Below are 13213 nucleotides of genomic sequence, written 5' to 3'. Positions count from 1 at the left end.
TAATAAAAAATTTAAATTGGCAAGAAAGGTGTTTATATCAGCCGCACCTAATACGAAAACTAATCACGTTTTCAAAAGATAAAAATCAGCTTGAGGTTCCAAAATTTAGACACACCTATCCTGCTAGTTAAGCAAACATAGGAGGGCGGTAAAGTGATTTGGGAGAGGTTGTTTGAGCACTTAATTCGGGCGTATTCACTTTTTCAGTAATAATAACTGCAGTAACCAATAAAATATCAACATTAAGCATTGAGTTAGCGGTACAGCCATTAACGGGGCAACTGCATTCGTTTTGAGCCGTCGCCTCGTCATCGCAGCAATCCATTTGCATCATGGTATGGTGAGCGCTGTTATTCTCTTCGCTGGTATTGCCCAAATGCATATTAACGTGAGCATTAGACTGATGAGGCATTTCACATTCACTAGCTACAGACGCAAAAGACTGCCCCACAAACGTGAGCAGTAAAGTAAGCGTAAGTAAAATAGTGTACATGCGTTGCAAAATGATACCCCTATCAAAAAAAGGGAGTTTAAAGTAACTTATAAACGACTACAAATAATTTAGGGCGTGCTATGTAGTTTGGTTTGAGTTTTAATTAAATAGCTGGCAGTAACTGCAAATATACAATAGGCACTAAAGTACCAAAACCCTTCACCAAACTGTGCATTCATAACAAGTAATTCACCACTTTTAGCGTGTGCATTGCCTGCTAAATACGTAACAATTAATGCTATTACAAATACATCAACCATACTCCATTTGCTGAGCGCACACACAATATTGCCACAAACTTGCTTAAGTCTATTCACTGGTAAGCAGCAATACAGTAGCTGTAATAATAACTTTAGGCTTGGCACCACCACTGAAAAAAGACCAACCAAGGCAGCAACAAGCAAATTATTATTATTTGCTAGGTCTGTGATAGTGCCGTAAATACTTTGCGTTTTGCTATAGGCGCTAATCTCGCCTTCTAACTTATCTAGCCCCAACATGTTTGAAAACATCATTAGCATGCTGCGCGTTCGGCTATCGCCCTCTTCAGCTAACATTTCAATACCCGCTTGAGCAAGTTTTGATTTATCAATATTCCCTTCAATTGTTAGCACGGGTTTTGTAATACCCGGAAATAACAAACATAAAGCAATAACTACACTTACAACAGATAAAAAATTACGCATACTTATTCGCTCATAACTTCTATTACATCATCACTATAAAGCATTGACTCTAATATAAAGCTATATATTTTTTCTATTTCTATCTCTGGGTTAACCAGCTTAAGTTGTGTTTCAACCACTGCCCAGTTTTTAGTTTCAATCGCTTTTGCCAGTAATAAGCAATCACCTAGCAAACCGGTTTGCATTAGCAAAGCATCTGTTATGCTTTTATCTAGCGTAAACTCTTTTACAATAGTTGCTAGCTCTATATCTAGTATTGCATCAAGCATCGAAAACAACCCCACCAAGTAACCTTGCTGAGATAAATGTTTGTTGGTTTCAGCTAATATAAGCTCTATTAACCGAGCGCGTACAAGAGCAAATTTAGTCAACTCTGTGGGTTTATCTATTCCTAAATCGCTAACAGCTAATACGCGCACAAATTGGCGAATTACGTCCTCACCTAAGTAAACAACAGCTTGCGAGATAGACGTAATAACTAAATTTCCATTACCAGAACGCGCATTTGCTAAACGTAAAATTCGCGCTGTTATTCCTACATCTTTAGCTACACTCTGATGAATTTCTTCAAAGCATAACGATTCTTTTGCTATTGCTTTAAGGAGTTCGAAAACGGTAACTTTTGAAGGGTCGACCCCACTGTAAGTAAGCATTTCTGGGCGAGCAAAAAAGAATCCCTGAAAATAATCACAACCTGCATCACGTAAGTTTATAAACTGATCGTAAGTTTCTATTCGTTCTACTATTATTTTGCAATGAGGGTAGCTTCGTTTAAGCTTTTTAACCCGTATGTTAGTTTTAATAATAGGCTCTTCAACCTCAATTTTTATATAACTAACAAGGGCGAGTAACGGCTCCCATTTTTCATCGCCGTCATAATCGTCCAGTGCAAATACATAACCCTGACCTTTCAGCGCTTTAATACGACTAGCAACCGCTGCAATGTTTACCGTACGCTCTACAATCTCAATGACAGTATGCTCTGGGTTTAATAATTTAGGGAATTCATCTAACAAGGCATCTGTAGAAAGATTTACAAAAGCGAGTTGGTGAGCTGTAAGCTTTTCTGCGCCAACTAGCATTAAGGTATTAAAAAACAAACGGCTGGTCGCGTGCTCATCGCTAGTACCTACAGGAAACGCATTATTTGCGGAGTTTCGGTAAAGCAACTCATAAGCAAACACTGCTTTGTCAGCATCAAATATAGGTTGCCTAGCAACATATTGTGTCAACGTAGGTGTTAACGACGGAGTGTCGGACACGTTCAATAGAATTCACCTGTAAGTTTGTGCAAAATTAAATCTAATCTTGCGAGTCTAATCTATGTTAGAGATTAAAAGTATAGTAAATGCATCTTAATCGTTGCAAAATTTTGCAAAGTAAATAAAACTAATAAAAAAGTTCGCAGTTCAGGAGCGGGTTTGCTTATTTTAAAGTGGTTATTGATAACATGTTTAGCATTGAGCTCACTGCCTAATATTGCAGCACAAAGCAACAATACCCTAAAGTACAACATTAGCTCATCTGGAAGTCATTACCCTTTCTACACCAACAATCCTAAACGCCCGGGTGTGTTACCAGAAATCATTGAAAAAGTACTGATTGACGCTAATATCTCTGCTTCTCATGAATCGCTACCCGCAAAGCGAATCACTAAATACCTTAATGAAGGTATTATTGACTTCGATGTGATCTCGCTTGATTGGCTTCCTCAAAACGAAAGAACCAACACCAAATATGTATTTTCTGACCCATTAATTACAGTAACAGAAATGCTTGTAACACTGCCCGAAAACACAAAAAAATGGCAGCATAAGTCCAATATCGAGGGTAAAAATGTAGGCACAGTATTGGGTTATTATTATCACAATGCAGATACATTTAGACGCGTTGATTTTCCTTCAGAAAAAGAACTCATAGAGGCGCTAGTTCGAAAAAGAGTAGATGTTGCCATAATAGGTGAGTTGCCAACCTTATATTGGTCACAAAAACTTAATATCAACATTGGTTTTGGTGCTAAATATTCTCATGGTTTTTTGAGAATTCGCCTACTTAGCAAACATAAGCACTTAATGCCCATCATTAATAAAGTAATAGAAAACCTCCACAGCATTGGCTATATAAACAACATAGCTGAAAAATACATGAAAGAAATACCCATACAAAATTAAGGGATTTATAACACACACCCAGTGCGCTGAGTTATACTATGCAAAAATATTAACCCGACCAAAAAAGTAGTCCTATGAGTATTGAAAAAGCCTTAATTGAACGCAGCAACAACCAGTGTGAATTGTGTACAGCTACCAATGACTTATTTGTTTATGAAGTTCCACCTGTAACCGAAACACATTCAGACAAATGCATTTACACTTGCAAAACATGCAAAGAACAAATTGAAAACACCGCAGACATCACTACAACGCATTGGCACTGCCTAAACGATAGTATGTGGAGCCAAACACCTGCAGTTCAAGTTGTTGCCTATAGAATGCTATCGCGCTTAGCGCCAGATAATGGTTGGGCACAAGATGCGCTAGACATGGTATATCTAGAAGAAGAGACCTTGGCTTGGGCTAATAAAGCACTTGCTGAAGATGACGATGTTAAACATGTCGATAGTAATGGCGTGGTTCTTCAAGCTGGCGATACCGTGACACTTATAAAAGATTTAGATGTAAAAGGCAGTAGCCTTACAGCAAAACGTGGTACTGCGGTGCGCAACATTGGTTTAACCAGTAACCCTGAGCACATTGAAGGGCGTGTTGATGGCCAGCGCATTGTCATTTTAACTAAGTTTGTTAAAAAGTAGGCAGTAAATAACTCACACTATCTTCGCTTTTAACTGTGAGTAATAAGTTAGAACAAAAATGCCCAGCACTGCTGGGCATTTTCGTAAGTAGTGGTTATTCTGCAACCAGTTGCTCACACCTATAAAAGCCAGTAGATTCACTTAATAATGACACTAGCTCAGGCAATACATTATCCATAGTTTGTTTAAGCTTCCATGGCGGATTAATCACTATCATACCTGATGCAGTCATGCCATGAACGTCAGTATCGGCCTCGGTTCCCAGCTCAAATAACTGAATATTTCGCATACCGGAATCAATTAAACCCTGCTCCATATTGTTAATGCGCTCCCGATCAACAACCGGATACCAAATCATATAAGTACCCGTTGCAAATCGTTGATGTGCTTTAATTAATGTTTTTACAACGCGTTCATAATCATCTTTAATTTCGTATGGTGGGTCGATTAATACGCACGCTCTTCGAGACGCAGGTGGCAGTAGCCCTACCAAACCAGTGAATCCGTCTTCACCGCGTACTCGAATAGAGCGCTTACCCTGCATATTACCTTCTAGCAAGATTAAGTCTCGTGGGTGCAATTCAAAAAACCAACCTTTATCTTGACGTCGTAAATAATGTTCAGCAATTTTTGGTGAACCCGGATAAAAATCGAGGTCACTCGTATTATTGAACGATTTAATTAGGTCAATGTATTCGTTAAGTGCCTCATGCTCACTTGTGTGCGCCCACAACTTTTCAATACCGTCTTGGTATTCTTGCGTTTTTTGAGCATCAGCTGCTGCGAGTTCAAAAAAGCCTGCGCCAGAGTGCGTATCAATGTAATCTAGCGGCTTATCTTTAATTGTTTGATATTTAAGGACCTGAGCCAACACAAGGTGTTTTAGAACATCGGCCGGATTACCCGCATGAAATGAGTGTCTGTAACTAAGCATTATTTTATTTTCGCCATACGCAATTTAATATCGCAAGTGAACCATAAGCACTGGGCTTTAGCAACTTGCACTAGGGTCTGTTAAACTTTCAGCAGCCGATTTGATATTCAGACAAGGTAGAACCTACATAGTGTAGTTATTCTTACATGAATGTAACTCAGTAGAATAACGCAGGAGCAGTTATCGAGTCCACTGTGTTACAAACCTCGCGCCACGATTAAATAGCCCCTAGTTTAAACAAATTTCAATCCGCAAAGTCCAATAACTCCTCGGATAAGGGGCACTTAAATGAACCATTTCTGAACAAAAAAGCACGTTGTATGAATTATCCCTTAACAAAGAAGAAAAATCAGCTAAAACTGGCGTAAATGCTAGTAAATCAATGCACTTTGCTTTACATTTGCAAGACATTAATTACAGTTATATGAGCGCCTTATGGACAACACTACTCTTCAACAACTCGAACAACTGATCGATTCACTTATTGAACGCAATAATCAATTACAAACTGATGTTGCTAGCTTAAAAGAGCAAAATAGTAAACTCGCTGATGATAATGAACTTTTACAACTAGAAGCACTTGAAAACGAAGAAAAGCAAAAAGATGCCAGCACAACGTTATCTGGCTTACTAGATAAATTACAAAGCGCACAACAGGCTAGCTAATGTCTGAGCTGCAAAACCAGCGGGTCACTGTTGAGTTGCTAGGTAAAGAGCAGCAATTTGCTTGTCCGCAAGGACAAGAAGAGGCATTGATAGCAGCAGCTAAAAATCTAAACGACTTAGTTGAACAAATGAAACAGCGTTCAACCGTTCGAAATGATCAAAAAGCATTGCTTATGGCAGCACTTAATTTAAGCCATGATTTGCTTGAAGCAAAAACACAAGCAACTGTTGAGCAGCAACATCAAGACCAGCTTGTTGATAAACTGAGTCAACATTTGGCAAGTGACCCAAAACAAAAAAAATAAAAAGCGCAACCTGCGCTTTTTGTTTATCATTAGGGTAATAATTGGCCTGCAAGAGATAGTTAATGAAGTACTCCTTACTTGGTATTCACTCATCGTTAAAATATACATTCCTAATAATAGGTTTACTTTTTTTCACAGCCAATTCAAATGCAGCTATTAGCTGGCAAACCATTAACAACAACATCCAATTTTTAAAACAACAAGACGATCTACGATTTTACGACTCTAACCAAGTATTAATTGAGGGTGATGAATGCGCTTTACTGGTAGATACCAGTGGAAATTTTGCAGGTGTTGAACAACTTGTTGTTGAACTTAAAAAACGCCTTAAAACGCCTCTTTGTTATTTAGTTGCAACCCATTATCATGACGATCACTTACTGGGCATGGCAGTTATTCAACACTTTTATCCTAATGCCAAACTTATTACCCACCAGCAAGTAAGCGCAGACTTTAAAACCTATCAAAAAGCCTACACTGATAAACTCGACAGCTATGAAAAAAGCATTGAACTGAGTTATCAGCGCTTAGCATCAATCCCCAAAGAAGAACAAACAGCATGGCGAGAAAAGCTAGAGCTGGCTAAAACACGACTTTTTCGTTGGCGCGAATATAAGCTTAACCCTCCAGATATAGCATTAGTAGTAAGTAAATCAGTTGACCTGGGCAGTTTTGAATTAAATATTACCCCCCATATGGCGCACACTAACGGCGATTTAACCGTTACAACAAACAATGAAAGCATACTAATTGGTGGCGACATTGTTGATTGGCTTCCCTATACTGGACACGGTGAACTTGAAAGTTGGCAAACTTTATTAAAGCAATATATTGGCAATGAAAAGCTATCACTAATTATACCCGGGCATGGCGGCATACTTAACAAGCAACAACTCAAGCAGCCTCTGGCATTTTTAAATGCGCTGACTGAGCACGTCAAAAGTAATCAAAACCTTACGATTGAATCACTCATAGAAACTTTTCCACAAAAAGTGCTCGCTCCCTACCAGCAAGACACGCTTAACAAAAAGTCGAGTCAGTTATTTTTACAAGCGGGGCTTAACCGCGCTAAAAGCTCAAAATAACCCAACACAACGGATTGTGTTAAAATAATAAAAGGAATTGACTAAAGTGATCATTATGCGCAGTTTGATATTATGCTTTTTAGGACTCTTTTTGTTTGGTTGTGAATCAACTGAGCAAAAGCAGGCGGAAGCGCCTCAAATATTTACTCATTTTGAGCCTGATTACGCAAATCACGAAAACGTAATTGCCACAGTAAACCCAGAGCAACAAACCAATCTTATTGAAAAAAACACTCCCCCACTCAAAGTTAAAAATAGAGTTGTGAAAAAGCGCCCACCAAAAACAACTGATTTGTGGGTGCATATTGCCAACAACTTACATTTTACGGTTTATCAAAATCGAGCTTTAAAAAAACGCATTAACTGGTATTTAAAACAGCCTAAATACCTAACCACGGTAAGTAAACGTGCAGCGCCTTATTTGTATCACATAGTAAAAAAAATAGAGCAAAGAAACCTACCAATGGAAATAGCACTGCTACCTTTTGTAGAAAGTGACTTTAGGCCCACAGTTGCCTCATCGCAACAAGCCGTTGGGGTATGGCAACTTGTAGGTGCGACGGCATATCACTTTGGTATTAAGTCAGATCAATGGTACGACGGCCGCCAAGATGTATTAGCCTCTACTGATGCGGCACTTGACTACTTGAGCTATTTACATAAACGCTTTAACGGCAATTGGCTACATGCATTGGCAGCCTATAATAGCGGTGAAGGACGCGTAAAGCGGGCTATAGAGAAAAACACTAAACGAGGAAAAAGCACTGACTTTTGGTCGCTAAGCTTGCCAAAAGAAACCGCCGATTACGTGCCAAAATTGCTCGCTTTAAGTTATTTAGTTAAGCATCCGCAAAAAGGTATGAGGCAGCCAAAACTTGCCTATAAACCACTCACCACACAAATGAATATAGGTCAGCAATTCGATTTTTCGGTTATTGCCAAGCTGTCTGGTATTGGGTCAAAGCAGCTGCATGCGATAAACCAAGGGTATTTAAAAAATCAAAGCTCGCCAAACGGGCCACATACCTTATTGCTACCAATAGGCCAAGAAGCATTATTAAAAAGTCAGTTTTTTAAATCTAATTTTGCAGGTGAATACATAGTAAAACGAAACGACACACTTTATGCTATTGCCAAACGCTTTAGCATGTCGGTAAAAATGCTAAAACAACTCAATAACAAAACCAACAACTTTATTGGCGTAGGCGAAAAGCTACTGGTTGGGCAACCCAAAACCTTACCAAGCTCCTTAACTATAGATTACAAAATAAGCCCTTATTTAGAACACCAAGAAGACATTGCTATCCCAACCATAGAAATAGACTACACCGTAAAAACCGGTGATAGCCTGTGGAGCATTAGCCAACTTTACGATGTACCACATAGCGATTTAGCCAAATGGAATAAACTGTCGGCATCCAGCATTTTAAAACCCGGCCGTCAGTTAGTGCTTTATATCCCTCAAGCAGAAAAACCACAAGCGCAGCCAATCAAACAAGATTTACTACATGATTTGCAAAAAACACTAAATCAACCACGTTAAGTTTATAAACCAATCTATTTCGCGTAAAATCACGCCCTAACATAGTTATTTTAAAGAGAACAGCATGCAAATTAGTAAAAATTCGGCAGTTGAGTTTCACTACACGCTTAGTGAAGCGGGTGAACAAATTGAAAGCAGTGTAAATGATGCGCCACTTAGCTACATTCATGGCAGCGAGGGTATGTTACCTGGTTTAGAAAAAGCCCTTGAGGGTAAAAACGCAGGCGAAAAATTTAGTGTAACGCTTGAGCCAAGTGAATCTTATGGTGAGCGTGTTGATGACTTAATTCAACGTATTCCACTTAAGCACTTACAAGGCGATGTTAAAGTATGGAAGCCAGGCATGACTGCAATGGTTCAGTCTAACCAAGGCCGTCATCAGGTGACGATTGTTAAAGTTGGTCGTTTTAATGCCGATTGTGACCTAAACCATCCATTTGCAGGTAAAACTCTGACATTTGATGTTGAAGTTGTATCGGTACGCGAAGCAACAAGCGAAGAGATTTCTCACGGACACGTGCACGCTGAAGGCGGTTGTGGCCACGCTCACTAATTAGTGATAAAGGAACAAGTATGTCAAAAGTTGCAATTGTAACAGGTGGTACAAAAGGGATTGGCCTAGCGGTAGTAAAACGCTTACTAACTAGTGGCTATGAGGTACATAACCTTGATATCACACCAAGCGATGTAGGTATTTTTCATCATTGCGATGTAAGTGATGTAGAAGCTGTCCGCCGCTCGATAAACGCGATACATGAACAATCTCAACGTATTGACGTACTGGTTTCTAATGCTGGAAAACACTTAAGCGCAAATATAGAAAGCACTGATGAGCAAACGCTCGATGCGCTATTTGCGCTTAATGTAAAAGGTGCCTACGCGGCTGTACAAAGTGTACTACCCTGTATGAAAGCAAATAATGCGGGTTCTATTATATTAATAGCGTCTGACCAAGCATTAATTGCTAAACAAAATTCATTTGCCTACAACCTTACTAAACATGCTCTCGCCTCTATGGCAAAAACCACGGCACTTGATTACGCACGCTTTAACATTCGTGCTAATGCAGTATGCCCAGGCACAATTGAAACCCCTTTATTTCATAACGCAATTGACGCTTACTGCGATAAAAGTGGTGCAAACAAAGCCGATATAGTGGCAGAAGAAGCCAGCCTGCAACCGCTAAACCGATTAGGCCAAGCCGATGAAGTAGCCGCTCTTGTGAGTTTTTTAGCAAGTGACGATGCAAGCTTTATTACTGGCAGCTTACAAAGTATTGATGGCGGCTATACAGCCCAATGAGTACAAATATAATTGACCCGCATGTTCATTTTTTTAATTTACTTGATGGTCAGTACACTTGGTTACAAGGCAAAAACCCACCAGCATGGCCAAATTTAGACAGAATAAAAAAACTTGTTAGCGCACAACAGCTTATTAATAGTACAGACTTTGAATTAAAAGGCCTTGTACACATAGAAGCAGGCTTTGATAATTCAGCCCCTATCAATGAACTTAATTGGCTAAGCAAGCATTTAAGTGAAATGCCATTTAAAGCCATTAGCTTTAACGAAATAGATGCCCCTGCTGAGCAATTTAGTAATGCACTAAATGCACTGGCGCATTCTAGCTTATGTGGCATTAGAGATATAACCGAAGGCGATGATGCTATAAGGCTAAAAAGCCCTCGTTGTATTCATAATTTTGATTTATTAGCTTCAAATAAACTGCATTTTGAAGCGCAATTTGAACTACACAATCTTAGCGTAGCTAATCATATTGCTCACTGTGCGAAGCAACTACCTCACCTACAAATTATTCTTAATCATGCAGGGTTGCCTGATGACTTAGCCTCTTGGCAACAAGGCGTTGAATTACTCGCCCAACATAGCAACATTGCTATTAAGTTTTCTGGCTTTGAGTTATTAAGCCTGACACGAGCACAGCAAGAAGCGTGTTTTAAATGGCTTTTACAACACTTTGGCGAGCAGCGTATTATGTTTGCTAGTAACTTTCCTGTATGCCAAATAAACACTTATTACAATGCCCTGTGGCATCAGCATTATGCGCTATGTAAAAGCCATAGCCTATGGCATAAGCTCAGCTACGCAAATGCAATGCACTACTACCAAGTGTAAGTAAAAGTCGTTATATTTAAATTCTATTATGCTTAAAATGGCGTAGGTTTTATGAAAAACACATTATTCATTGTGAGCTTAGCCTGGTGCGCCTTATTAAGTGGCTGTGTATCGCAACGCGCTGAACCAACCCCCAAATTACAACATGCACTACTTTTAGCGCCTAATCAAAGCGCGGTTAACAAAGTAATTAGTACCATTACGAATATGCAAAACATAACGTTAGCTGACGATGTATTTACAAAAAATAGTGTGGTTACGCTGGGGAATCTAAACAAAAATAACATTATAAAAAGTCATCAACTTAACCCGCCCGACCAATTTGAACTGATGATAAAAAATAAACAATGCTTTATACGCCACGTAGATAGCAAAGCCACGCAAGAGCTCAAAGATGTTGAGTGCGTAATTAACGAATTACCTTAATGTTGCTAATAAAAAACCGGTAAGTGAATAGTCACTTACCGGCTTTTTTTAAATTAAGACAAAGCTCAGTTATTATTTTATTTCTACACGTTGCGAACGCATCACAATTTCATCGTTTAACTCAATACCTAAACCCGGCTCCTCAGACACTTCAAAGAAACCATTTTTAGGTTGTGGATCTTGTAAACACAATTCACGGTTCCACTTTTTAATCGCATAAGTATGATGCTCATGAATCAAAAAGTTAGGAATAGCGGTTTCTAAGTGTAACGATGCAGCTGTCGCAACAGGTCCACCACACACGTGCGCCTGAATACGTACATCAAAAATATCGGCGTAATCACATACTTTTTTAGTTTCAGTAAAACCACCACATAACCCTATATCTGGCTGAAGCACGTCAATACTCTGATCTTCTAAATAAGGACGAACCCCCCAGCGGTTGTACAAGCGCTCACCGCCCGCAATGGGTACGTTAACTTTATCTGCTACTTTGGCATGCAATGAGTGATTTAAGTAGTTCACAGGCTCTTCAAAGTACATACAATCAAATTCTTCGGCTATTTCACCAATTTGAATAGCAGATGTAGCACCCGGTAAACTATGGCATTCAAAAATAATATCCACTTCATCACCCACGGCTTCACGAATAGCTTGCATACGCGCGCGGTATAACTTCATTTCTGGGCGTGAAATAATATTAGTTCGGTCGTAATATGTATTACCGTCTTTATCGTATTGAATTGGATCTACTTTTACTGCATCGTAACCCTCTGCTATGGCTTTTAATGCCGCCTCTGCATACTCTTGCGGCTGTACTAGCGCTTTAAATTCGCTATCCCAGTCAAACTGCAGTTGCGATGCATAAGTACGAAGTTTATCGTTAACCTTACCACCAAGTAATTGATAGACCGGTAACCCAAGCGCCTTACCTTTAATATCCCAAAGCGCGGTATCAATAGCACTCATTGCAGCGTACACAACGGGTCCACCACCTAAACCCCAAAAGCTTTCTCGTAACATGCGAGACCACAGCTTTTCTGTCTGAAACGGGTCGTGACCAATTAAAAAGGCATCTGCCATTTCTTTGATCATGGCGGCAGCTGCGCTATGGCCTAAATCGTAAGCAAGACCTGCTTCACCCACACCACTAATGCCCTCATCAGTATGGATGCGAACAAATACAGGTGTCCACGCTGGACGCTCTGGACAGTGAATGTCAAATACTTCTACGCGATTTACCTTCATAAAAATTCCTTATTAACCTGTTCGGGTTATTTTGCAAAACTGGGATCAAGCCGATACGCTTTTCGTAGCATTGCAGGCCAAGCAAGCTGGCCTCCAGTGCTGCCGCTGTGTACCACGTTGGCTTGATTATAAATATTGTCGATAATGGGTTGAGGTACAGGAATAACTTCTTGCGAGCTAGCTTGCAGCGCTAGTTGTATTTCGCAGGCGCGCTGTAAGTCGTAAAAACGCATAAACGCATCGCCTACAGTCGGGCCTACCGTTAAGCCACCATGGTTAACTAATAACATATGATTAGTTGAGCCTAAGTCATCCTGTAGTACTTTGCGCTCATCATCATTAACTGCGAGACCTTCGTAACCATGATATGAAAGCGACGGTAACGAAAACATTGAATACTGGCTCAATGGCAATAAACCCTTTTTTTGGGTAGCCACAGCAATGGTTTCTTTGGTGTGTAAATGAATAACGCAATGCGCGTCTTCTCTGACCTCGTGTATTGCACTGTGAATAGTAAAGCCAGCAGGATTAATGCTAAAGGGAGTGTCGTCGATTATATTCCCGTTAAGGTCAACCTTAACTAAGTTTGACGCGGTTACTTCGTCAAATGTTAACCCAAAAGCGTTAACTAGATAATGGTCAGTCCCGGGCAAACGAGCCGATAAATGCGTATAAATTAAATCTCCCCAACGAAAATGCTCCACTAGCCGGTAACATGCCGCAAGATCGACACGTACTTGCCACTCTTGAGCAGACACTTTATTTTTTAAATCAAGTTGGGGTAAATCAAACATAATAAACCTTTTAAAATACGCAGATAATGAATGCGAATAGGTGTTTAGAAGTCTAAAACACTCTGCCTTTTATAGCAATCAAC

General features: G+C 39.7%; 16 protein-coding genes. 10 read left to right on the top strand and 6 right to left on the bottom strand.

Going from position 1 to position 13213, the window contains the following annotated elements:
• Positions 1 to 127 precede the first annotated feature (127 nt).
• The 3 genes from ACFI34_RS04070 to ACFI34_RS04060 all read right to left on the bottom strand — a co-directional run bounded on the left by ACFI34_RS04070 (position 128) and on the right by ACFI34_RS04060 (position 2447).
• Positions 128 to 493 (bottom strand): hypothetical protein, encoded by a 366-nt coding sequence (locus tag ACFI34_RS04070; RefSeq protein WP_462672670.1) that lies wholly within the window; start codon positions 491 to 493, stop codon positions 128 to 130.
• Between the two features lie 68 nt (positions 494 to 561).
• A complete protein-coding gene (locus ACFI34_RS04065; protein WP_462672500.1) occupies positions 562 to 1179 on the bottom strand; it encodes a paraquat-inducible protein A in 618 nt (205 codons plus the stop codon).
• Positions 1180 to 1181: 2 nt separating this feature from the next.
• Complete coding sequence (locus tag ACFI34_RS04060) at positions 1182 to 2447, bottom strand: EAL and HDOD domain-containing protein (RefSeq protein WP_462672499.1); 1266 nt, start codon at positions 2445 to 2447, stop codon at positions 1182 to 1184.
• Positions 2448 to 2600: 153 nt separating this feature from the next.
• On the opposite strand from ACFI34_RS04060, the gene ACFI34_RS04055 reads away from it, so the two are divergent.
• Together ACFI34_RS04055 and ACFI34_RS04050 are read left to right on the top strand one after the other, a co-directional pair.
• Entirely contained in the window at positions 2601 to 3350 is a 750-nt protein-coding gene (locus tag ACFI34_RS04055) for a substrate-binding periplasmic protein (protein WP_462672498.1), read from the top strand.
• 74 nt (positions 3351 to 3424) lie between these two features.
• Positions 3425 to 3991 carry a PhnA domain-containing protein gene (locus tag ACFI34_RS04050; RefSeq protein WP_462672497.1) on the top strand — a complete coding sequence of 189 codons (567 nt, stop codon included), beginning with the start codon at positions 3425 to 3427 and terminating at the stop codon, positions 3989 to 3991.
• 94 nt (positions 3992 to 4085) lie between these two features.
• Here ACFI34_RS04050 and ACFI34_RS04045 read toward each other — a convergent pair whose 3' ends face one another.
• Positions 4086 to 4925, bottom strand: coding sequence for a 23S rRNA (adenine(2030)-N(6))-methyltransferase RlmJ (locus tag ACFI34_RS04045; RefSeq protein WP_462672496.1), 840 nt, complete (start codon positions 4923 to 4925; stop codon positions 4086 to 4088).
• A gap of 435 nt (positions 4926 to 5360) precedes the next feature.
• Here ACFI34_RS04045 and zapB point away from each other — a divergent pair, with 435 nt between their 5' ends.
• The 8 genes from zapB to ACFI34_RS04005 all read left to right on the top strand — a co-directional run bounded on the left by zapB (position 5361) and on the right by ACFI34_RS04005 (position 11088).
• Positions 5361 to 5591, top strand: coding sequence for a cell division protein ZapB (zapB, locus tag ACFI34_RS04040; protein WP_058403800.1), 231 nt, complete (start codon positions 5361 to 5363; stop codon positions 5589 to 5591).
• Positions 5591 to 5896: a cell division protein ZapA gene (locus ACFI34_RS04035; protein WP_058403801.1), complete on the top strand. Its 306-nt coding sequence runs from the start codon at positions 5591 to 5593 to the stop codon at positions 5894 to 5896. Before zapB ends, ACFI34_RS04035 begins: the two co-directional genes overlap by 1 nt.
• 62 nt (positions 5897 to 5958) lie before the next feature.
• Positions 5959 to 6981: an MBL fold metallo-hydrolase gene (locus tag ACFI34_RS04030; RefSeq protein WP_462672495.1), complete on the top strand. Its 1023-nt coding sequence runs from the start codon at positions 5959 to 5961 to the stop codon at positions 6979 to 6981.
• Positions 6982 to 7036: 55 nt separating this feature from the next.
• A complete protein-coding gene (locus ACFI34_RS04025) occupies positions 7037 to 8524 on the top strand; it encodes a LysM peptidoglycan-binding domain-containing protein (RefSeq protein ID WP_462672494.1) in 1488 nt (495 codons plus the stop codon).
• 64 nt (positions 8525 to 8588) lie between these two features.
• A complete protein-coding gene (locus ACFI34_RS04020; protein ID WP_058552576.1) occupies positions 8589 to 9077 on the top strand; it encodes an FKBP-type peptidyl-prolyl cis-trans isomerase in 489 nt (162 codons plus the stop codon).
• Positions 9078 to 9097: 20 nt separating this feature from the next.
• Positions 9098 to 9826, top strand: coding sequence for an SDR family NAD(P)-dependent oxidoreductase (locus ACFI34_RS04015; protein ID WP_462672493.1), 729 nt, complete (start codon positions 9098 to 9100; stop codon positions 9824 to 9826).
• Positions 9823 to 10662: an amidohydrolase family protein gene (locus ACFI34_RS04010; protein WP_462672492.1), complete on the top strand. Its 840-nt coding sequence runs from the start codon at positions 9823 to 9825 to the stop codon at positions 10660 to 10662. The genes ACFI34_RS04015 and ACFI34_RS04010 overlap by 4 nt, the downstream gene beginning before the upstream one ends.
• A 51-nt stretch (positions 10663 to 10713) precedes the next feature.
• Positions 10714 to 11088 carry a hypothetical protein gene (locus tag ACFI34_RS04005; protein WP_462672491.1) on the top strand — a complete coding sequence of 125 codons (375 nt, stop codon included), beginning with the start codon at positions 10714 to 10716 and terminating at the stop codon, positions 11086 to 11088.
• Between the two features lie 72 nt (positions 11089 to 11160).
• Here ACFI34_RS04005 and ACFI34_RS04000 read toward each other — a convergent pair whose 3' ends face one another.
• A complete protein-coding gene (locus ACFI34_RS04000) occupies positions 11161 to 12336 on the bottom strand; it encodes a mandelate racemase/muconate lactonizing enzyme family protein (RefSeq protein ID WP_010556678.1) in 1176 nt (391 codons plus the stop codon).
• Between the two features lie 26 nt (positions 12337 to 12362).
• Positions 12363 to 13130, bottom strand: coding sequence for a class II aldolase/adducin family protein (locus tag ACFI34_RS03995; protein WP_462672490.1), 768 nt, complete (start codon positions 13128 to 13130; stop codon positions 12363 to 12365).
• Positions 13131 to 13213: the final 83 nt, after the last annotated feature.

Source organism: Pseudoalteromonas sp. PSi26, from assembly GCF_054960575.1.
The sequence above is the reverse complement of the archived record's forward strand: the minus strand, read 5'-3'. Positions and strand labels throughout refer to the sequence as shown.